The organism is Streptomyces sp. NPDC002232, from assembly GCF_042890295.1.
Lineage (GTDB): Bacteria > Actinomycetota > Actinomycetes > Streptomycetales > Streptomycetaceae > Streptomyces.
On sequence record NZ_JBIARV010000002.1, the window covers coordinates 1236069 to 1256511 of the forward strand.

Annotated in this window: 15 protein-coding genes and 1 other RNA gene; 2 read left to right on the forward strand and 14 right to left on the reverse strand. The window is 72.6% G+C overall.

From position 1 onward, the window contains the following. Positions 1-244: 244 nt before the first annotated feature. From ACFYXU_RS12340 to ACFYXU_RS12360, 5 genes are all read right to left on the reverse strand, one after another. Positions 245-1675, reverse strand: a complete 1431-nt coding sequence (locus ACFYXU_RS12340; protein WP_329851129.1) for an NAD-dependent malic enzyme — start codon at positions 1673-1675, stop codon at positions 245-247. A gap of 465 nt (positions 1676-2140) precedes the next feature. Continuing rightward, on the reverse strand, positions 2141-4468 hold the full coding sequence (locus tag ACFYXU_RS12345; protein WP_389457528.1) for a HelD family protein: 2328 nt from the start codon (positions 4466-4468) through the stop codon (positions 2141-2143). A gap of 483 nt (positions 4469-4951) precedes the next feature. Continuing rightward, positions 4952-6088 (reverse strand): uroporphyrinogen-III synthase, encoded by a 1137-nt coding sequence (locus ACFYXU_RS12350; RefSeq protein ID WP_376516960.1) that lies wholly within the window; start codon positions 6086-6088, stop codon positions 4952-4954. Between the two features lie 83 nt (positions 6089-6171). Next, positions 6172-7539 carry a nitrate/nitrite transporter gene (locus ACFYXU_RS12355; protein ID WP_389407071.1) on the reverse strand — a complete coding sequence of 456 codons (1368 nt, stop codon included), beginning with the start codon at positions 7537-7539 and terminating at the stop codon, positions 6172-6174. A 150-nt stretch (positions 7540-7689) separates the two neighbouring features. After that, positions 7690-8655, reverse strand: a complete 966-nt coding sequence (locus ACFYXU_RS12360; RefSeq protein ID WP_376516965.1) for a LysR family transcriptional regulator — start codon at positions 8653-8655, stop codon at positions 7690-7692. A 191-nt stretch (positions 8656-8846) separates the two neighbouring features. On the opposite strand from ACFYXU_RS12360, the gene ACFYXU_RS12365 reads away from it, so the two are divergent. Then, complete coding sequence (locus tag ACFYXU_RS12365) at positions 8847-10088, forward strand: MFS transporter (protein WP_389457530.1); 1242 nt, start codon at positions 8847-8849, stop codon at positions 10086-10088. Positions 10089-10171: 83 nt separating this feature from the next. Here the strand turns inward: ACFYXU_RS12365 and ssrA are convergent. From ssrA to ftsE, 5 genes are all read right to left on the reverse strand, one after another. Continuing rightward, positions 10172-10565, reverse strand: a transfer-messenger RNA (tmRNA) gene (gene ssrA, locus ACFYXU_RS12370). Positions 10566-10653: 88 nt separating this feature from the next. Beyond that, positions 10654-11193 (reverse strand): SsrA-binding protein SmpB, encoded by a 540-nt coding sequence (gene smpB, locus ACFYXU_RS12375; protein ID WP_229842970.1) that lies wholly within the window; start codon positions 11191-11193, stop codon positions 10654-10656. Positions 11194-11211: 18 nt separating this feature from the next. Then, positions 11212-12384 carry a S41 family peptidase gene (locus tag ACFYXU_RS12380; RefSeq protein WP_389457532.1) on the reverse strand — a complete coding sequence of 391 codons (1173 nt, stop codon included), beginning with the start codon at positions 12382-12384 and terminating at the stop codon, positions 11212-11214. A 78-nt stretch (positions 12385-12462) separates the two neighbouring features. Further along, positions 12463-13380, reverse strand: coding sequence for a permease-like cell division protein FtsX (gene ftsX / locus ACFYXU_RS12385; RefSeq protein WP_361393369.1), 918 nt, complete (start codon positions 13378-13380; stop codon positions 12463-12465). 21 nt (positions 13381-13401) lie between these two features. After that, the gene (gene ftsE, locus ACFYXU_RS12390; RefSeq protein ID WP_030692056.1) at positions 13402-14091 is read right to left on the reverse strand and encodes a cell division ATP-binding protein FtsE; all 690 of its coding nucleotides are present in this window, start codon (positions 14089-14091) and stop codon (positions 13402-13404) included. Between the two features lie 236 nt (positions 14092-14327). Between ftsE and ACFYXU_RS12395 the strand changes: the two genes are divergently transcribed. After that, on the forward strand, positions 14328-14510 hold the full coding sequence (locus tag ACFYXU_RS12395; protein WP_329850295.1) for a hypothetical protein: 183 nt from the start codon (positions 14328-14330) through the stop codon (positions 14508-14510). A 97-nt stretch (positions 14511-14607) separates the two neighbouring features. On the opposite strand, the gene ACFYXU_RS12400 is transcribed toward ACFYXU_RS12395, so the two are convergent. The 4 genes from ACFYXU_RS12400 to ACFYXU_RS12415 form a co-directional block, all read right to left on the reverse strand. After that, the gene (locus ACFYXU_RS12400) at positions 14608-15636 is read right to left on the reverse strand and encodes a hypothetical protein (RefSeq protein WP_389457534.1); all 1029 of its coding nucleotides are present in this window, start codon (positions 15634-15636) and stop codon (positions 14608-14610) included. A 380-nt stretch (positions 15637-16016) separates the two neighbouring features. Further along, complete coding sequence (prfB, locus tag ACFYXU_RS12405; protein WP_329850293.1) at positions 16017-17120, reverse strand: peptide chain release factor 2; 1104 nt, start codon at positions 17118-17120, stop codon at positions 16017-16019. A 29-nt stretch (positions 17121-17149) separates the two neighbouring features. Next, the gene (locus tag ACFYXU_RS12410) at positions 17150-18382 is read right to left on the reverse strand and encodes a serine/threonine-protein kinase (protein ID WP_376514013.1); all 1233 of its coding nucleotides are present in this window, start codon (positions 18380-18382) and stop codon (positions 17150-17152) included. A gap of 107 nt (positions 18383-18489) precedes the next feature. Continuing rightward, a complete protein-coding gene (locus tag ACFYXU_RS12415) occupies positions 18490-20202 on the reverse strand; it encodes a protein kinase (protein ID WP_389457536.1) in 1713 nt (570 codons plus the stop codon). Positions 20203-20443: the final 241 nt, after the last annotated feature.

Genomic DNA, 20443 nt, shown 5'->3' on the forward strand with positions numbered 1-20443 from the left:
GCGAAGCCGATGCTGCCAGGGCCCTCGGACAGTCCCCGGACCCGGGTCAAATGACAGACCCTCGCGCCCAAACACGCATCCTGCCCCCACCAGCGGCGGGAACGCCAATCCGGCACCCCCGCGGGTCACACGAAAAGCGCCAGAGCCCCGTGGTGGTGACGTTCTGTCGACACCGCGAAAACCACGCGGAGCCGAAAAGCCACCCTAAAGGCGGGTTTACGGCTCCGCGAATCGCGACGCGCCGTCAGCGCCCGGACGGCGCCGCGCCCTGGCCCGCGGCCTTCGCCGCGTTCCGGACCGCGCCGGCCACCGCGCCGGCCACCTTGTCGTTGAAGACCGACGGGATGATGTAGTTCGGGTTGAGCTCGTCCTCGGTGACCACGTCGGCGAGGGCGGAGGCCGCCGCCAGCATCATCTCCGTGTTGACGGTACGGGACTGGGCGTCGAGCAGCCCGCGGAAGACACCCGGGAAGACCAGCACGTTGTTGATCTGGTTCGGGAAGTCCGAGCGGCCGGTGGCCACGACGGCGGCGGTCTGCCGCGCGGCGGCCGGGTCGACCTCCGGGTCCGGGTTCGCGAGCGCGAACACGATGGCGCCCTCCGCCATCGCGGCGACGTCCTCGGCGCCGAGCAGGTTCGGGGCCGAGACGCCGATGAAGACGTCCGCGCCGACGACGGCCTCCTTGAGGGTGCCGGTGACGCCCTCCGGGTTGGTGTTGTCGGCGATCCAGCGCAGCGGCGAGTCGGCCGGGGCGCCCACGAGGTCCTCACGGCCCGCGTGCACGACGCCGTGGATGTCGGCGACGACGGCGTGCTTCACACCCGCCGCGAGGAGCAGCTTGAGGATGGCCGTACCGGCGGCGCCGGCACCGGACATGACGACCCGTACGTCGCCGACGCCCTTGCCGACCACGCGCAGCGCGTTGGTGAGCGCCGCGAGGACGACGATGGCGGTGCCGTGCTGGTCGTCGTGGAAGACGGGGATGTCCAGGGCCTCGCGCAGCCGGGCCTCGATCTCGAAGCAGCGGGGCGCGGAGATGTCCTCCAGGTTGATGCCCGCGAAGCCGGGGGCGATCGCCTTGACGATCGCGACGATCTCGTCGGTGTCCTGGGTGTCGAGGCAGAGCGGCCAGGCGTCGATGTCGGCGAAGCGCTTGAACAGGGCCGCCTTGCCCTCCATGACCGGCATGGCGGCCATCGGGCCGATGTTGCCGAGGCCGAGGACGGCGGAGCCGTCGGTGACGACCGCGACGGTGTTGCGCTTGATGGTGAGGCGGCGCGCGTCCTCGGGGTTCTCCGCGATCGCCATGCACACGCGGGCGACGCCCGGGGTGTAGATCATGGAGAGGTCGTCACGGTTGCGGATCGGGTGCTTCGCCTGCATCTCGATCTTGCCGCCGAGGTGCATCAGGAACGTACGGTCGGAGACCTTGCCGAGGACGACGCCCTCGATGGTGCGCAGCTGCGCGACGATCTCGTCGGCGTGCGCGGTGGAGGTCGCGGCGATGGTGACGTCGATGCGGAGCTTCTCGTGGCCGGAGGCGGTCACGTCGAGGCCGGTGACGGATCCGCCGTGGGACTCCACCGCCGTGGTGAGCTGGGAGACCGCGGTTCCGCTGGCGGGAACCTCCAGCCTGACCGTCATCGAGTACGAGACGCTGGGCGCCGTTGCCATGGCCGAGTTCCTCTGCTTTCCCTGAGCTTCGTTGCTACGCCGCCCCGGCTGGTTGCCCTGGCGGCGCCCTCCGATGGTCGCACCTACCGGCCGGTAGCCGGTAATGCGGTCATTTTGTTTTCGGAAAGTAGTTTCCACCATACGAGAACTTGACCGGAAACAGAAGAGGCCCCCGTCACCCGGAGGTGACAGGGGCCTCAACTTCGTACATACATCTAAGTGGCACCGACCCGCCATGCTCGCCTCGCGGCAAGTGGTCCCTCTGAGGGACGAAGGTTGGGCCCGGGGGCTTGGATCGAGCCGGTGCCACGACAAGGCTAACAAACCACCCTGGCTGGTGATTCCAGCGCCACAGGTTGACCTGAAATCGGCTCCGCGGTCTTGACCGCGGGGCCGACCGCCGCCGTCCGGGGCGGGGCCGTACCCCGGCGGACGGGCGGCCCCGCCTCGCGGCGGACGGGCGGCTCAGTCCCGCAGCAGGTCCGGGACCCCGTCCCCGTCCGGCATGTCCCGGTCGCCCGAGAGCACCGTCAGCGCCTGCGTGGACCGGGTCAGGGCCACGTAGAGCACCCGCAGACCGGCCGGCGACTCGTCCGCGATCTCCGCGGGCGAGACGACCACCGTCGCGTCGTACTCCAGGCCCTTCGCCTCCAGCGAGCCGAGCGCCACCACCCGGTCGCCCAGGTCGGCGAGCCAGCGGGCGGCCTCCTGACGCCGGTTCATGGCGACGACGACACCGACCGTGCCGTCCACCTCGGTGAGCAGCCGCCGCGCCTCGGACCGTACGGTTTCGGCCAGATCAGTCTTGGCCGGGACCGTCACGAAGCGGGGTTCGACGCCCGTCGAGCGGACCGCGCGCGGGGATTCCTTGCCCGGCATGGCGAGCGCCAGGACCTTCGCGGCGAGCTCGGCGATCTCCGCCGGGTTCCGGTAGTTGACGGTGAGCTCGAAGCGACGCCTCGGCCGGGACCCCAGGGCCTCGTCCCGGGCCTCCGCGGCCTCGTCCGGGTCCGACCAGGAGGACTGCGCCGGGTCGCCGACGACCGTCCAGGTGGCGTGCCGGCCGCGCCGGCCGACCATCCGCCACTGCATCGGCGTCAGGTCCTGGGCCTCGTCGACGATCACGTGGGCGTACTCGGTGCGCTCGGCGGCGAGCCGCTCGGCCCGCTCCCGCTGGGTCTCCTCCCGCACCGGCATCAGCTCCTCCAGGCCGGTGAGCTGGTCCAGCGGGTCGTATTCCCGCTTCCTGCGGGGCCGGGCCGGGGCGCCGAGCAGGGTGTGCAGCTCGTCGAGGAGGGCGACGTCGTGGACGGAGAGCGCCCGGCGGCGCAGCGAGCGCGCGAGCCGCCGCACCTCGCCCTGGTTGAGGATCCGGCGGGCCCAGCGGCCGAGCCGCCGCTCGTCGGACATCGCGTCCAGGACCTGACGGGGGGTGAGCTCGGGCCACCAGGCGTCGAGGAACGACAGGAAGGAGTCCTCGGTGGACACGTCCTCGTCGAAGGAGGACCGCAGCTCGGCCGCGAGTTCCGGGTCGCTGTGCCGCCCGACGGCGCCGGACCTGGCGTACAGCGCGTCGAGAAGGAGCCTGCGGGCGCGCGGCCGGAGCAGATTGACGGGGGCGGTGCCGCCGAGCACGTTGTGCCGGATGCGGCGCAGCTCGTCCGCCTCCAGTTCGAGCCGCCGCCCGAAGGCGACGACCCGGAGCCGGGTGGGGGTCCCGGCGGAGACCGGCTCCTCCTCCCCCAGCTCGGGCTGGGCCTTGGGGGCGGGGGTCTCCAGGGCGCCCCTGGCGGCCTTCCGCAGCACGTGCACCATGCGCGAGGAGCCCTTGACGCGGGCGACGGCCGGGTCGTCGTACGCGGTGGCCTCGGCGCCGTCGACGAGCGAGCCGACGGCGCGGATCGCGACCTGGCCCTCCTCGCCGAGCGAGGGCAGGACGCCCTCGGTGTACGAGACGAGGAGCGGGGTCGGCGAGACGATCAGGATGCCGCCCGCGTACCGCCGCCGGTCCTGGTAGAGCAGGTAGGCGGCGCGGTGCAGCGCGACGGCGGTCTTCCCGGTGCCGGGCCCGCCCTCGACGTACGTGACCGAGGCGGCGGGCGCGCGGATGACCAGGTCCTGCTCGGCCTGGATGGAGGACACGATGTCCCGCATGGTGTGGCTGCGGGCCTGGCCGAGCGCGGCCATCAGGGCGCCGTCGCCGATCACCGCCAGCTCGCGGCCGTCGAGGGTGGCCCGGAGCTCGGGGCGCATCAGGTCGTCCTCGACGCCGAGGACCTGCCGGCCCTTGGAGCGGATGACGCGGCGGCGCACCACCCGGCCAGGATCGACGGGGGTGGACCGGTAGAAGGGCGCGGCCGCGGGCGCGCGCCAGTCGATGACGAGCGGGGCGTAGTCGGAGTCGAGGACCCCGATCCGCCCGATGTGGAGGGTCTCGCCGATGTCGGCGGTGTTGTCGGGCCGTACGGCGTCCTCGGCGGGCTCGACGGAGGTGTAGGCCCCGTCGGGGCCCTTCTTTCCGTCCTTCCCGTACAGGAGGTCGATCCGGCCGAAGAGGAAGTCCTCGAACTCGTTGTTGAGCCGGTTGAGGTGGATGCCGGCCCGGAAGACCTGGGCGTCCCGCTCGGCGAGGGCGCCGGGCGTGCCGACCTGGCCCCGCTGGGCGGCGTCGTTCATCAGGAACTCCGCCTCGTGGATCTTCTCCTCCAGTCGGCGGTAGACCTGATCCAGATGTTCCTGCTCGACACCGATCTCACGGTCTCCGACCGTGTCCACGGCTTCCTGCGCGGCCACCTAAGGCCCCCTTCTCACGTGCACTGGGCAGCCGTCGAGCGTACGCCACCGGGGGGCACCGTGTCAGTCACGGGGGGCCCGCACGTGCCCGCGCCGCTCCACGCCGCGCGCCCCGCCGCTCCGCTGCGGACGATTCCGCCGCCCGCGCCCGTGCGGGCCCGCCGCCGCCCGTGGGGGCTTCGCCCCACCCCGTGTGGGCCCGCCACCCGCTGCCCGTGTGGGCAATCGTCCCGCTGGGCGGGACGGGTGGGCACACGGGACGGCGCGCTCTCGCGGCGCCTCCGCGATCTGGGCCTTGGCCCGCACCACGCGTGACGGGCACTTGGCGGTGCGGGTCAGGGCGCGACAGCCTCTGGCGCCGGCAAGGGCGCCGTTCCGTTGTGCCCACCCTCCCCCAAGCTCTCGGCTTCGCTCGAGCAGGGGGGACCCCCATCGCCCCGGCGGAACGCATGCCCACAACGGACCTGGACCGCACCGGAGTTGCTACCCGTCGTACTTCTCCGACGGCGACGCGTCCACCGCCAGCCGGTACCCCCGCTTCACCACCGTCTGGATCAGCTTCGGCGCCCCCAGCGCCGTCCGCAGGCGCGCCATCGCCGTCTCCACGGCGTGCTCGTCGCGCCCCGCGCCCGGCAGCGCCCGGAGGAGGTCGGCGCGGGAGACGACCCAGCCGGGCCGGCGGGTGAGGAGGCCGAGGAGGGCCATGCCGGCCGGCGGGACGGGCCGCAGGGCGCCGTCGACGAGGACGGCGTGCCCGCGGACCTCCACGCGGTGCCCGGCGACGGGCAGGACCCGGGCGCGCGCGGGAAGCTCGCGGCAGAGGAGCTGGACGAGCGGCCCGAGCCGGAAGCGTTCGGGCTGGTGGGTGTCGATGCCCGCCGCCTGGAGCGGCAGCGCCGTCACGGGCCCGACGCACACGGCGAGCACGTCGTGCCGGAGCGCGGCGACGAGTTCGTCCCGTACGCCCCGCTCGGCCGCCCGGGCGAACAGCGACGCGGCGGCCGGCGCGCTGGTGAAGGTCACGGCGTCGAGCCCGCGGGCGAGCGTCGTGTCGAGGAGCCGGTCGAGCGGGCCGAGGTCCTCGGGCGGCATCCAGCGGTAGACGGGGACGCCGACGACCTCGGCACCGCCCTCGGTGAGCGCCTCCACGAAGCCCGGCAGGGGCTCGCCGTGCAGCTGGAGGGCGATGCGGCGGCCCGCGACGCCCTCCGCGAGGAGCCGGTCGAGGACCTCGGCCATGGACTCCGAGGAGGGCGACCAGGACTCGGTGAGCCCGGCGGCCCGGACGGCGCCCTTGACCTTGGGCCCGCGGGCGAGGAGTTCGACGCCGCGCAGGACGCCGAGGAGTTCGTCCCCGTGCCCCCAGCCCTCGGCGGCCTCGATCCAGCCCCGGAAGCCGATCGCCGTGGTGGCGACGACGACGTCCGGGGCGTGGTCGATGAGCCCCTTGGTGGCGGCGAGGAGCTCGGTGTCGTCGGCGAGCGGCACGATCCGCAGCGCGGCGCCGTGGACGACGGCCGCGCCCCGCCGCCGCAGCAGCGCGATGAGCTCGTCCGCGCGGCGTGCCGCGGTGACGCCGACCGTGAAGCCGGCGAGGGGGCCGTGTTCTAGCTCGTCCATGGGGCCTGAGCCTGACGGGGACGCGTGACGGTCCGGGTTCACGCGTATTTCCTGGTCGTTACGGTCCGCGCCGGGCACCGCGGTCACACCTGGGCGTAGCCGGACCGGGGCCGCGGCTCAGCGGCCCCGTCGGCGGCCGCGGGGACGCCGGAGGGGACGGTGACCGGGGCCCGAAGGTATACCGCCCAGGTCACGACCATGCAGGCCGCGTAGAAGGCGAGGAAGGCGACGAACGCGGCGGTGCCGGTGCCGGCGGTCTGGAAGGACTGGCGGAAGGCGAGGTTGATGCCGAGTCCGCCGAGCGCGCCGACGGCGCCGATGAGGCCCATGGCGGCCCCGGAGAGCCGCCGTCCGTAGGACTCGGCGGCCTCGCCGCCGAGGCCCTGGCGGTGCCCCTGGGCGAGGAAGATCGCCGGGATCATCTTGTACGTGGAGCCGTTGCCGAGGCCGCTGAGGACGAAGAGTCCGATGAAGCCGACGAGGAAGACGGGGAGCGAGGCGGTGACGGAGGCGTAGATCACGACCGAGGTGGCGGCGGCCATCGCGGCGAAGGTCCACAGGGTGATGCGGGCGCCGCCGTGCCGGTCGGCGAGGGAGCCTCCGAGGGGCCGGATGAGGGAGCCGAGCAGGGGGCCGATGAAGGTGAGCGAGGCGGCCTGGAGCGGGGTGCGGCCGAACTGGGTCTGGAGGACGAGGCCGAAGGCGAAGCTGTAGCCGATGAAGGAGCCGAAGCTGCCGATGTAGAGGAAGGCCATGATCCAGGTGTGCCGGGAGCGCACGGCCTCCTTCGCGGCGCCGGTGTCGTTCCTGACGGGGGCCAGGTTGTCCATGAAGAGCGCGGCGCAGACGGCGGCGACGACGATCAGCGGCAGGTAGACGCCGAGCACGATCCGGGGGTGCAGGGCGCCCGCGGTGCCGATGACGAGCAGCCCGGTGAGCTGCACGACGGGGACGCCGATGTTGCCGCCGCCGGCGTTGAGGCCGAGCGCCCAGCCCTTCTTCCGCAGCGGGAAGAAGGCGTTGATGTTGGTCATCGAGGAGGCGAAGTTGCCGCCGCCGACGCCGGTGAGCGCCGCGACCAGGACGAGGGTGGTGTACGAGGTGCCGGGCTCCATCACCGCGAAGGCGAGGCCGGTGGGCAGCAGGAGCAGCAGGGCGCTGAGGACCGTCCAGTTGCGGCCGCCGAAGCGCGCGACGGCGAAGGTGTACGGGACGCGGATCAGCGCGCCGACGAAGGTGGCGGTGCCGATGAGGAAGAACTTGCCGGCGGGGTCGACCCCGTACTCGGGGCCCATGAAGAGGACCATGACCGACCAGAGGCTCCAGACGGAGAAGCCGATGTGCTCGGAGAGGACGGAGAAGGCGAGGTTGCGCCGCGCGATCCGTTCCCCCTTCTCCCGCCAGAAGGTCTCGTCCTCCGGTTCCCAGCGTTCGATCCAGCGGCCACCCATCGCGTACCTCCGTGAAGTCGGATCCCTGATGCCACCGACGCTAGGAAGGCCGCGTTTCAGGCCGGTGCCGTGAGGTGTCGGTGACGGAACCTTGCTCTCACCCGGAGCGCACGGTCCCTGTGAGCGCCCCCATGATCGCCCGCGCCGCTCCTACCCGGGCAGCCCCGGCTCCCCCTCGGGCAGCCAGGCGCCGGGCGGGCGCTCCAGCCAGCCCTCCCGGGCGCCCAGCTCGGCAGCCGCGCGGCGGAGGGCGTCCAGGCCGGGGTGCCGGAGCCCCTTGCGCCACACGAGGCTCACGGGCGAGAGGGGGACGGGGTCGACGAGGGGCCGGATCACCCGGTCGGGCATGGGCGGGAAGCCGACGACGGCGAGGATGGGGTCGCGGTGCTTGGCCATGAGCCGCCGGAACTCCTCGTGGCCGATCGCGAGCGGCGCGGGCGGCGCGATCGCGATGCCGCGGCCCGCGAAGAGACGGGCGGCGAGGTCGGTCCACTCGGGGGTGCGGTCGTTCCCGGCCCCGGCGTAGATCCGCTCGCCGGCGAGACGGGCGAGCGGCACCTCGGGCAGGGCGGCGAGGGGGTGGTCCTCGGGGAGGATCACGGCCATCGGCTCGTACCGGACGAACTGCGCGTCGAGCCGCGCCCTGAGCGCCGCGTCGAGTCCTCCGTACCGGCCGAAGGAGGTGTCGATCCGGCCGGCCAGGATGGACTGCGCGGCCCCGGTCAGTCCGCTCTCGTAGCGGGCCATCAGCTCCTGTTCCGGGGCGAGTTCTCGGGCCCGGAGGAGGACGCGCTCATGGACGAGGTCGGGGCTGTTGAGGTCGACGAAGAGCGGCCGGGGCGCGGCCCGGAAGGCCTCGGTGAGCTCGTCGTGGGCGGCCAGGACGCGGCGGGCGTACGGGAGGAGACGTTCGCCGTCGGGGGTGAGGGCGACCTGCCGGGTGGTCCGTACGAACAGCTCGGCGCCCAACTCCCGCTCCAGGCGCCGGATGTCCCGGCTGAGGGCCTGCTGGGCGACGTACCGCCGGGCGGCGGCGCGGGTGAAGTGCAGCTCCTCGGCGACGGCGGTGAAGGCACGCAGCAGGCGGGGGTCGGCGTCGTACGAGGAGGTGGTCACCGCGGCATTCAACAACACAGGTGCGTGAACGACCACCACGGCCTTCCGCGGCACGGGGGCGTGGACGACCACCACGGCCTTCCGCAACACGGAGGCGTGGACGGTCACCTCCGCCTTCCACACCACAGGTGCGTGAATGGCCGCCGCTCAGGTGTTGGACCGGCGGGATCGTGCCGACCCACCCTTGATCCATGCCGCAACCGGACCTCACCCTCACCCCGGCGGGCCCGGCCCTCGCCCCCCGCTACCGCGACCGCGCTCCCCGCGCGCTTCCCGCCGGCCCCTACCGCAGGCTCTTCGCGCACCCCGGCACCCGCGCCTTCACCGCCGGGAACCTGATCGCCCGGCTGCCCATGGGCATGTTCGGCGTGAGCGCCGTGATCATGATCTCGGCGGCGTACGGCTCGTACGCCCTGGCCGGCGCGGTGACCGCCACCGGCCTCGCGGTGGGCTCCGTGACCGGCCCGCTGATCGCCCGGCTCGTCGACCGGTACGGCCAGGCCAGGATCGCCGTCCCGGCCACCGCCCACGCGGTCCTCGGCAGCGTGGTCCTGGTGCTCTGCGTCCACGCGAAGGCCCCGGTCTGGGCACTGTTCCTCACGACCGCCCTCACCGCCACCACCCCCAACACGGGCGGGATGTCCCGGGCCCGGTGGGCGCACCTCCTCCGGGACGACCCGGACGCGCTGCACACCGCGAACGCCTTCGAGCAGGCCGCCGACGAGCTCTGCTACATGCTCGGCCCGGTGATCGCCGCCGTGCTCTGCTCGGCGCTGTTCCCGGAGGCCGGCACGCTCACCGCCGGCGCGCTCTTCCTCGGCGGCGTCCTCCTCTTCGCCGCCCAGCGCTCCACCCAGCCGCCGGTCGCCCCGCGCACCGCGGCGGGCTCGCCGCTGCGCACCCCCGGCATGGCGCCGCTGCTGGCGGTCTTCCTCGCCACCGGTGCGGTCTTCGGTTCCATGGAGGTGGTCACCCTGGCGTACGTGGACGGTCCCGTCGCGGGCCCGGTCCTCGCCCTCCAGGCGGCCGGCTCCTTCGCGGCGGGGCTGCTCTACGGCCGGGCCCGGCGCACCGCCCGGCTGCGCACCTGTCTGGCCGCGATGGCCGTCCTGATGGCGATGCCGCTGCTGGCCGCGTCGACCGGCTCCCTGGTGGCGCTGGCCGCCGGGCTCCTGGTGGCGGGGACGGCCACGGCCCCGACGATGGTGACGGGCATGGGCCTGGTCCAGCGCCTCACGCCCGCGGCGCAGCTGAACGAGGGCATGAGCCTCGCCGTGACGGCCCTCCTGGGGGGCATCGCGGCCGGTTCGGCGTCCGGCGGCTGGGCCGCCGACCACGCCCCCTTCGCCGCGTTCGGCTTCCTGATCCCGGTGACGGCGGCCACGACGGCCCTGGCCCTGTGCACGGCGACGGGCGTGGGCCGCCGGGCGTGACGCGGCCGTGCGGGACGGGCGCCGGACATGACAGAGGCCCGGCGGTCGCTCGCGCGACCACCGGGCCTCTGCCCACATGGGATGAGTGGAGATGGCGGGAATCGAACCCGCGTCCAACGGTGCGGAATCAGGGCTTCTCCGTGTGCAGTCTGGTGCGATTTTCTCAGCCCTCCGGATCACCCAGACAAGTCCGGAACGGGCTCAGTCACTGTTTGATTTCCCTCCTACCCCCGTGACCGGGGCAGGAGGTTTAGATCCCTGAATGACGCCAGGATCCGGGTCGGGACCACCCCCGGGCTGACGCTCCTCACAGAGGCTTCTTGTCGTTACCTAAAATTAGGCAGCGAGGGCGAAGCGGGAGTTATCGCTCTTGGTGTTGGCGATTATTGGTTGCGACATATGGTTTACGAGATCATTGCCGCTTCCTCGACACGCTTCCCACTGCTTCGACATCCGCTGTCGAAACCGATCATCCCCATGTTGTTTTTCAAAGGTCGCACCCTCGTCGGGGTGCGGTCCCCATCGTACGTGACCGACGGGTGCCGTCGCCAGCGTATTACCGGAGCTAGGCGCTCTGCGCCGCCCGCTGCTTCCGCTTCGCCGCCGCGATCGCCCGGTTCGTCTCGCGCGTGTCCTGCTTCTCCCGCAGGGTCTGCCGCTTGTCGTACTCCTTCTTGCCCTTGGCGAGCGCGATCTCGCACTTCACCCGGCCGTTCAGGAAGTACAGGGCGAGGGGCACGATCGTGTGACCCGTCTCCTGCGACTTCGACTCCAGCTTGTCGATCTCGGCCCGGTGCAGCAGCAGCTTGCGCTTCCGCTTCGCGTGGTGGTTGGTCCAGCTGCCCTGCATGTACTCGGGCACGTGGATGTTGTGCAGCCACGCCTCGTGGCCGTCGATCTGGACGAAGCCGTCGACCAGCGAGGCCCGGCCCATGCGCAGCGACTTCACCTCGGTGCCCATGAGCACCACACCGCACTCGTAGGTGTCGATGATGTGGTAGTCGTGCCGCGCCTTCTTGTTCTGCGCGATGAGCTTGCGCTCCGGCGCCTTGTCCTGGTTCTTCTTGGCAGGCTTGCCCTGCACGTTCACGAGTCCCTTTGCCATAGTGCGCTCATTTTCGCACTACGAGGCCCCTCCGAGGCCACTCAATACCGTTCTCGCCCGCTCCTCGGCCCCCGCGTCCGCCGTCAGGTCCGGCGTGATGCCCCGGCCGTCGACGGCGTGCCCGGCGGGGGTGCGGTAGTGGCCGACGGTCAGCTCGGCGACGGACCCGTCGGGCAGGGCGCTCGGCATCTGGACCGAGCCCTTGCCAAAGGTCCGCGAGCCGACGGTGACCGCCCGGCCCCGGTCCTGGAGGGCGCCCGTGAGCAGCTCGGCCGCGCTCATCGTGCCCCCGTCGATCAGCGCCACCAGGGGCCTGCCGGTGTCGCCGCCGCCCTCCGCGTACACGGCCCGCTCCTCGCCCGCCACGTCGTACGTGGCGACGAGACCGCCGTCGAGGAAGGCGGAGGCGGCGACGGCCGCCTCCGCGACCAGGCCGCCCGCGTTGCCCCGCAGGTCCAGGAGGACGCCGGCGCCGGCCGGGGCGGCCCGCACGGCGTCCCGCACGCGCGTGCCCGCGCCCTTGGTGAAGGCGGTGACCCGGATCAGCACGGCCCCGTCGTCGAGGCGGCGGACGGTGACCGGGTCCGTCGTCAGCCGGGCCCGGCGCAGGGTCTGCGTCCAGGCCGCGCGGCCGCGCTCGACGCGGAGGGCGACGGACGAGCCGGGAACTCCGTCGCCGCGCAGCAGCGCGACGACCTCGGAGATGGAGAGTCCGTCCACCGCGCGCCCGTCGACGGACACCAGCCGGTCGCCGGCCCGCAGCCCGGCCCGCTCCGCGGGTCCCCCGGGCCGCACCCGCGTCACCCGCACCCCGTCCGCCCCGGCCCGCCCGGCGGAGAGGCCCACCCCGGTGTACGTGCCGCCGAGGGCCTGCTCGAACTCCTCGTACTCCTTCTTGTCGTACACCGCGCCCCAGCGGTCCCCGCTGCGGCTGACGAACTCCTCGGCGGCCTTCTTGCCCGACTTCCCGTCGGCCATGGCCGCGGCGGCCGCCCGGCTGAGCGCGGCGCTGTCGACGGTCCCGCCGTCCGGAGCGGCCTGCGCGGGCCGCTCCGGACCCGGACGCTCCTGCCGGGGCAGCGCGCCGGTCGCGGCCGCGGTGGCCAGGACCCCGGTGAAGACCAACGTCAGAACGGCCCCGCGGACGACTCCGCGGGGCCGGATACAGAAGGGTGCGGGCCCGGCCGACATGCCGCCCACTCTAGGACAAGGCGATGGCGCCGCACGGGCTTTGGCCGCACGACGCCATCGGACGCGAGTGGTCTCTTCTCACACCTTGAGGTACTTGCGCAGCGCGATGAAGGCGGCCACGGCCGGCATGAGCAGGCCGATGGCGATCACCAGCGGCAGCTTGGCGAGGACGGCGTCCCATCCGATGAAGTTGACCAGCTGCATCTTCTCGGCGAGCGCGATGCCGTGGTCGATGAGGAAGTACCGGCCGACCAGCAGCAGCACACAGGCGACGCCGCCGCCGAGGAGTCCGGCGAACGCGGCCTCCATGATGAACGGCATCTGGATGTAGAAGCTGGACGCGCCGACGAGCCGCATGATGCCGGTCTCGCGGCGGCGGCTGAAGGCCGAGACGCGCACGGTGTTGACGATCAGCATCAGCGCGATGATCAGCATCAGGCCCATCACGCCGAGGGCCGCGATGTTCATGCCGTTCATCAGGTCGAAGAGGTTCTGCAGGATGTTCCGCTGGTCCTGCACCGACTCGACGCCGTCACGGCCGGCGAAGGCCGTGGCGACGACCTTGTACTTCTCCGGGTCCTTGAGCTTGACCCGGAAGGACTCCTGCATCTGGTCCGGCGTCACCACGGAGGCGATGGCGGTGTCGCCGTACTGCTCCTTGTAGTGCTTGAACGCCTCGTCGGCCGTCTCGTGCTGGACGGACTCGACGATGTCCATCTTCTTCAGATCGGCCTCGATCTGCTGCTTCTGCTGGCCCGTGACCGCGCCCTTGGAGCACTTGGCCGCGGTGGCCGCGTCCGCCTTGTTGCAGAGGAAGATGGAGACGTTGACCTTGTCGTACCAGTAGTCCTTCATCGTGCTGACCTGCTCGCGCATGAGCAGCGCGCCGCCGAACAGGGCGAGCGAGAGGGCCACGGAGACGATGACGGCGAAGGTCATCGTGAGGTTGCGCCGGAGACCGACACCGATCTCGGAGAGCACGAACTGAGCGCGCATGGTGTTCTGGTTCCCCCGCCGTCAGTGCTGGTATCCGTAGACGCCGCGCGCCTGGTCACGGACGAGGCGGCCCTTCTCGAGCTCGATGACGCGCTTGCGCATCTGGTCGACGATGTTCTGGTCGTGGGTCGCCATGACGACGGTGGTCCCTGTCCTGTTGATCCGGTCGAGCAGCTTCATGATGCCGACGGAGGTCTGCGGGTCGAGGTTGCCGGTGGGCTCGTCGGCGATCAGCAGCATCGGCCGGTTGACGAAGGCCCGGGCGATGGCGACGCGCTGCTGCTCACCACCGGAGAGCTCGCCCGGCATCCGGTCCTCCTTGCCGCCCAGCCCGACCAGGTCGAGCACCTGCGGCACGGCCTTGCGGATCTCGCCGCGCGGCTTGCCGATGACCTCCTGCGCGAAGGCCACGTTCTCGGCGACGGTCTTGTTGGGCAGCAGGCGGAAGTCCTGGAAGACGGTGCCCAGCTGGCGCCGCATCTGCGGCACCTTCCAGTTGGAGAGCCGGGCGAGGTCCTTGCCGAGGACGTGCACCTGCCCCTGACTGGCGCGCTCCTCACGCAGGAGCAGACGCAGGAAAGTCGACTTTCCGGAGCCGGAGGAGCCGACGAGGAAGACGAACTCCCCCTTCTCGATCTCCAGGGAGACGTCCCGGAGCGCGGGGCGGCTCTGCTTCGGATAGGACTTGGAGACATTGTCGAATCGGATCACGGATGCACCACGGTCGGCCGGGAGTAGGTGTGCGTGACCTTACGCGACCGGGGATCACCCGCGCAGTCGCGGTCCTGGCTTGCGACGTTTATCCTTTTCGCCCCGCGGGACCGAAGGCGGGCAATCCGGCGGGGCGCGCCGAAACGCCGCGGAGCTGGCACAGTGGTAGGGGGAACGTCCGGACCCCTCCGGGCGTTGTCCCGGGTGTGGACCCCAGTGCGGGAGGAGGAGAGCGCATGACCTACGACCGACTGGTGTGCGCCCATTGCGCGGCCCCGGTCGCCGAGGGCCGTTGCCCCGTCTGCCGCGCGAACCGGGAGCGTCTGACCCCCCAGGGGCCGTCCCCCGCGATGCTGCTGACGCTGGCGATCGCGCTGCTCGCGGCGATCGCCCTGCTCGCCGCCTTCCAGGCGGCCTGACCGGCGGAGGGCGGCCGGAGCCCACGCGGGCCTCACGCATGCGAAAGGGCCGGGGAGCGGACTCCCCGGCCCTTCGCCATGCGTCTACGCGGGTGCGTCAGACGGCGGCGCGGCCACCGCCGACGAGGCGCGGCAGCATCCGGAAGCCGATGCCACCGGCGATCATGGTCGCGGCACCGATGATCAGGAACGAGGTCTCGGCCGCACCGGTCTCGGCGAGCTCCTCCTTCGCCTGACCCTGCTGGACGGGCTGCGAGCCGGCCTGGTCGGTGTCGGTGTTGTTCGGGGTGTCCACGCACTCGGCACCGTCGAGGTCGACGGTGCAGGTGCCGCCGTCGGTGGACGAGCCACCGCCGGTGGCGGTGGAGCCGCCGGTGGTCGAGCTGCCGCCGTCGGTGCTGCTGGAGCCACCGGTGGTGCTGGAACCGCCCGTGGTGGTGGAGCCGCCGGTGGTGCCGGTCGAGCCGGAGCCGTTGGAGCCCGAGCCGTTGGAGCCGGAGCCGCTCGACGAGTTGCCGCCGTCGGTGGAGTTGCCACCGTTGGAGGAGTTGCCGCCGTCGGTGGAGTTGCCACCGTCGCTGCTGTTGCCACCGTCGGAGGAGTTACCGCCGTCGGAGGAGTTGCCACCGTCCGAGGAGTTGCCACCGTCGGACGAGTTGCCACCGTCACTGCTGTTGCCACCGTCGGCGGACGCACCACCGTCGGCGGCGGCACCACCATCGGCGGCGGCACCACCATCGGCGGCGGCACCACCGTCGGCAGCCGCACCACCATCGGCGGCCGCGCCACCGTCGGCGGCCGCGCCACCGTCGGCAGCGGCACCACCGTCGGCAGCCGCACCACCGTCAGCGGACGCGCCACCATCGGCAGCCGCACCACCGTCGGCAGCCGCACCGCCATCGGCCGCGCCACCGTCGGAGGCGCCGCCGGAGATCCCGCCGAGGATCGTGTTGCCGCCGTCGGTCTCACCCACGGACTGGACGCCGACCTCGGCACCCTGCGTCTGGTTCGAGTCTCCGAATCCGCCGACGGCCTGCGCGGCACCGGCCGCCGTCAGGGACGCACCGGCGATGATCACGGCACTGGCCGCGACCCGCACCAGGCGGACTCGCGTCTTGTTGGTCATCTGGCTGCTACCCCCAGTAGCTCATCTCGTCATGGGGCAGCGCTCGGGCACCTCGCGCAGCCGGGGTGCGTCACGACTGGACCGGCCCCCGTTCACACGCGTCCCAGAGAAGCGCATGCCAGTACGTCACCCTTCCGAGTTTCCGATGAGGCGTCAAGGTCGTTGCGCGTGCGATGCCCGAAAGATCACCAGGTGTCCGGCATGCGCTGATGCAACTGTGACGTAAGCCGGAACTCCGGGCCCTGAGGGGGCAGTTCCCTTGTCGACAAAGCGCTCCGACGGCCTCGCTTCCGCTTGCGTCAGCGAATGCGCGGGAATCCCGGAACGGCGTCGGGCCCCGCACCGAGAGGTGCGGGGCCCGACGCGTACGACCGGGGGGACTACTTGTCCTGCTGCTTGCGCCAGCGGATGCCAGCCTCAAGGAAGCCGTCGATCTCGCCGTCCAGGACGGCCTGCGGGTTGCCGACCTCGAACTCCGTACGGAGGTCCTTGACCATCTGGTACGGGTGGAGGACGTACGACCGCATCTGGTTGCCCCAGGAGCTGCCGCTGTCCTTGAGGGCGTCCATCTTGGCGCGCTCCTCCTGGCGCTGCCGCTCCAGGAGCTTGGCCTGGAGGACGTTCATGGCGCTCGCCTTGTTCTGGATCTGGGAGCGCTCGTTCTGGCAGGAGACGACGATGCCGGTCGGAAGGTGCGTGATGCGCACGGCCGAGTCGGTCGTGTTGACGCCCTGGCCGCCGGGGCCCGAGGCGCGGTACACGTCGACGCGCAGGTCCGACTCCTCGATCTCGACGTGGTCCGAGGACTCGACGACGGGCAGGATCTCGACGCCGGCGAAGGAGGTCTGGCGGCGGCCCTGGTTGTCGAAGGGCGAGATCCGGACGAGCCGGTGGGTGCCCTGCTCGACGGAGAGCGTGCCGTAGGCGTACGGGGCCTTCACCACGAAGGTGGTGGACTTGATGCCCGCCTCCTCCGCGTACGAGGTCTCGTAGACCTCCGTGGAGTAGCCGTGCCGCTCGGCCCAGCGCAGGTACATGCGCTGGAGCCGCTCGGCGAAGTCGGAGGCGTCGACGCCGCCGGCCTCGGCGCGGATGTTGACCAGGGCCTCGCGCTCGTCGTACTCGCCGGAGAGGAGGGTGCGGACCTCCATCTCGTCGAGGGCCTTGCGGACGGAGGTCAGCTCCGTCTCGGCCTCGGCGAGGGTGTCCGGGTCGTCCATCTCCTCGGCGAGCTCGAAGAGCACCGCGAGGTCGTCGATCCGGCCGCGCAGGGTCTCGGCCTTGCGCACCTCGGCCTGGAGGTGCGAAAGCTTGCTCGTGATCTTCTGCGCCGCCTCCGGGTCGTCCCACAGGGACGGGGCCGCGGCCTGCTCTTCGAGCACGGCGATGTCGGCCCTCAGCTTCTCGAGGTCCAGGACGGCCTCGATCGACCCCATGGTCGAGGAGAGGGACTTCAGCTCTTCGGATACATCGACGACTGCCACGCGTCCAGCGTAACGGCTCGCCGCCGCTCCTACGGCAGGGAGGACTGCTTGGAGTCCTGCGGCGGGGCGTCCGAGTCCCCCGAGACCGCCAGGTAGCCGCCCGCGCCGAGCGCCCCCGCGACGACGACCGCCGCGACGGTGAGGGTGATGCGGCGCTTGCGGACCGCCTTGTGGCGGGCCGAGCCGGGGCGGCGCGCACCGGCGGGGCGCGGGGCGCGGGCGGTGCCGAGGGGGCCGCCGGAGAGCTCGTCGGGAGCCGGGACCCTCATCGAGGTGTGGGTGTCGCGGTTGGAGTCGGCGGAGGCACCGGGGACCAGCGGGACGGCGGCGCGGCGCGGGCCGGGCTCGCCGGGGCCCGCGGCGGTGGCGTACGTGTCCTCCTCGTACGGCTCCGGGGCCGGCTCCGCGTCGGGCTCGTCGACGTCCAGCGGCGGGATGCCCTTGAGGAGCGGCAGGACGTCCCCCAGGCGGGCGGCGAGCTCGGAGGCGCGCAGCCGGGAGGCGGGGGCCTTGGCGAGGCACTGGACGATCAGCTGCCACAGCTCCTCGGGGATGCCGGGGAGCGGGACGACGGTCTCGGTGACGTGGCGGCGCAGGACGGCGCCGGGGTGGCCGCCGCCGAAGGGGGTGAAGCCGGCGAGCAGCTCGTAGAGGACGGTCGCGAGGGCGTAGATGTCGACGGCGGCGCGCGGCGGGAGGCCCTCGACGATCTCGGGGGCGAGGTAGTCGGGGGTGCCGATGATCCGGGTGGCCTTGGTGCGGCCGGGGGTGTCGATCAGCTTGGCGACGCCGAAGTCGGTGAGGAGGGCGGGGTGGGCGCCGGCGGGGCCGAGCGGGCCCTCCATGTCGAGCAGGATGTTCTCCGGCTTGACGTCCCGGTGGACGATGCCGGCCTTGTGGGCGACGGCGAGGGCCTCGGCGACGTCCTTGACGATCGCCACGGCGGCCTCGGGGGCGAGGCGGCGCTCCCGGTCGAGCCGGGTGCGCAGGTCCGTGCCGCGGACGAGGTCCATGACGAGGGCGAGGTCGTTGCCGTCGACGACGAGGTCGCGGACCTTGACCACCCGGGGGTGGTCGAGTCCGAGCAGGGCGGTCCGCTCCTGGACGAAGCGGCCGACGAGCTCCTGGTCGGAGGCCAGGTCCTCGCGCAGCAGTTTGACGGCGACGGGCCCTTCGGGTCCCTCGCCGAGCCACACCGTTCCGGCGCTGCCCCGCCCGAGGATCTGGTGGGCGGTGTAGCGGCTGCCGATGTTCCGTGCCAAGACTGCTCCCTCAGCGGCTGCGGTTCTCGACAAAGCTACGCGTCCCCGGCCGCCGGTCTCGACCTCCGAGGGGAAATCACCCCTCGGAAGTCGACAAATCGGCAGCGTTACTGCCCCGTACCGCCGGTAGTACCCCCGGAACCGGTGGAATCGGCGAGCGAGGAGACCCAGTCGGTGAAGGACGAGATGCCGTCGCCGATGGCCTCCCAGTAGCCCTTGCCCTGGGCGACCCAGTCCTGGAGCGGGGTGAGCTCCCAGACGAGCCAGCCGGCGACCACGAAGAGCACGATCATGATCAGGCAGCCCTTGAGGCAGCCGAGGCCGGGGATCCGGACCGGGTTGGCGCTGCGCTGGCGCGGCGGGCGCGGCTCGCGCGGCGCCGGGGCCTGGGGCGGCGGCTGCGGCGGCGTGTACTGCTGCTGGGGCGGGGCGTACTGCTGCTGGGGCGGCGGCGGGGGCGCGTACTGCTGCGGCTGCTGCTGGTACGGCTGCGCGGCGGGGCGCTGCGGGGCCGGGCGCTGCTGCTGGTAGGGCGGCGGCTGCTGCCCCTGCTGCTGGCCGTACGGGCCGGGCTGCTGCTGCGGCTGCTGGGGCCTGCGCTGCGGGCGGCGGCGCAGGGGGTCCTCGCTCGGGTCCAGGTACTGCACCTGGGTCTGCTCGTTGCGGTCGCGGACCTGGCGCAGCTGGCTCTGCCAGGGATGCGGGTCCTCGGCCGGAGGGTTCTGCGGCACGGGGGGCATGACGGCCGTCGGGTCGGCGGCGCCCGGGCCGCCGGTCGGCATGACGCTGGTCGCGGCGCCGGGATCGTACTGCGGGGGCATCCCGGCGGCGGCGCCGGTGGGCAGCACTTGGGTCGGGTCGGCGGCGCCGACCGCCGGGGCCTCGGGGGTGCCGGGGACCGGCGCGGGGTCAGGGTCCGGAGCGAGGAGCGCCCCGACGCCGTCCGCGGCCTCGATCTGGGCGGGGGTGGCGTGCACGCCGATGCCGGCGGCGACCGCGCGCAGGCCCCGGGCGAGGTTCACGGCGCTGGGCCGCCGCTCCGGGTCCTTGCTGAGGCAGCGCTCGATGACCGTCCAGAGCGGTCCGGGCACGGTCGAGGGGCGCCGCGGCTCCTCGCTGAGGTGCCGGTGCAGGACCTCCAGGGCGGTGCCGCCGGCGAACGGGGGCCGGCCGGTGACGAGCTCGTAGAGGAGGATGCCCGCGCCGTAGATGTCGACGGCGGAGGTCTGCGGGCGGCCCTCGGCGGACTCCGGCGCCACGTACGCCGGCGTGCCGACGAACTCGTGGGTGCGGGTCAGGCCCGGGGAGTCGGCGAGGCGCGCGATGCCGAAGTCGGTCAGCATCGGGTGCATCTGGCCGCCCTGCTCGGCGAGCAGCACGTTGGCCGGCTTGAGGTCGCGGTGGACGACGCCGTCGGCGTGGCTGGCGGCGAGCGCGTCGGCGATCTGGGCGGTGAGGAGCGCGGCGGCGACCGGGGTGAGCGGGCCGCTCTCCCGGATGTACCGGTGCAGGTCGGGGCCCTCGACGAGGTCCATGACGAGGGCGAGGACATCGCCCTCGACGACCAGGTCGCGGGTGCGCACGATGTTCGGATGGGTGAGCCGCAGCAGCACGGACCGCTCGCGCAGGAAGCGCATCACGATGTCCGCGTCGTTGGCCAGCTCCTCCTTGAGGACCTTGATCGCGACGGTCTCGCCGGGCTGGCCGGGCACGGCCGCCTCGGCGCCCGCCGTCTCCCGCTGGCGGGCTCGCCAGACGGTGCCCGTGGCGCCGCGTCCGAGCGGCTCCTCGAGCAGGTACTTGCTGCCGATAGGCCGCACGTCACGCGCTCCCTGCTGATCGTTGGTCCTGGGGTGCTTCCCGATGTGTCCCCGCGGTCCCTGTCCTCTGTTGTGACCCGTCCGGGTGTCCGACCCACTTTAGTGCCGCCGAACGGGTCACCGGCCGGTCGTCCACAGCCCGGTCCCGATGCCGTGCGGGCGCCCCTCCGGGCGCCCGGAGCGGGCGGGAACCGTCGTGAACTTGTCCGGAAGAAGACGCTCCACGGGGGACGACGGTTGC

Excerpts from the sequence above, each read along its gene's own strand:
- ACFYXU_RS12340 (WP_329851129.1), bottom strand. The coding sequence starts at position 1,675 with ATGGCAACGGCGCCCAGCGTCTCGTACTCGATGACGGTCAGGCTGGAG.
- ACFYXU_RS12350 (WP_376516960.1), bottom strand. The coding sequence starts at position 6,088 with ATGGACGAGCTAGAACACGGCCCCCTCGCCGGCTTCACGGTCGGCGTC.
- ACFYXU_RS12355 (WP_389407071.1), bottom strand. The coding sequence starts at position 7,539 with ATGGGTGGCCGCTGGATCGAACGCTGGGAACCGGAGGACGAGACCTTC.
- ACFYXU_RS12365 (WP_389457530.1), top strand. The coding sequence starts at position 8,847 with ATGCCGCAACCGGACCTCACCCTCACCCCGGCGGGCCCGGCCCTCGCC.
- smpB (WP_229842970.1), bottom strand. The coding sequence starts at position 11,193 with ATGGCAAAGGGACTCGTGAACGTGCAGGGCAAGCCTGCCAAGAAGAAC.
- ACFYXU_RS12380 (WP_389457532.1), bottom strand. The coding sequence starts at position 12,384 with ATGTCGGCCGGGCCCGCACCCTTCTGTATCCGGCCCCGCGGAGTCGTC.
- ftsX (WP_361393369.1), bottom strand. The coding sequence starts at position 13,380 with ATGCGCGCTCAGTTCGTGCTCTCCGAGATCGGTGTCGGTCTCCGGCGC.
- ACFYXU_RS12395 (WP_329850295.1), top strand. The coding sequence starts at position 14,328 with ATGACCTACGACCGACTGGTGTGCGCCCATTGCGCGGCCCCGGTCGCC.
- ACFYXU_RS12400 (WP_389457534.1), bottom strand. The coding sequence starts at position 15,636 with ATGACCAACAAGACGCGAGTCCGCCTGGTGCGGGTCGCGGCCAGTGCC.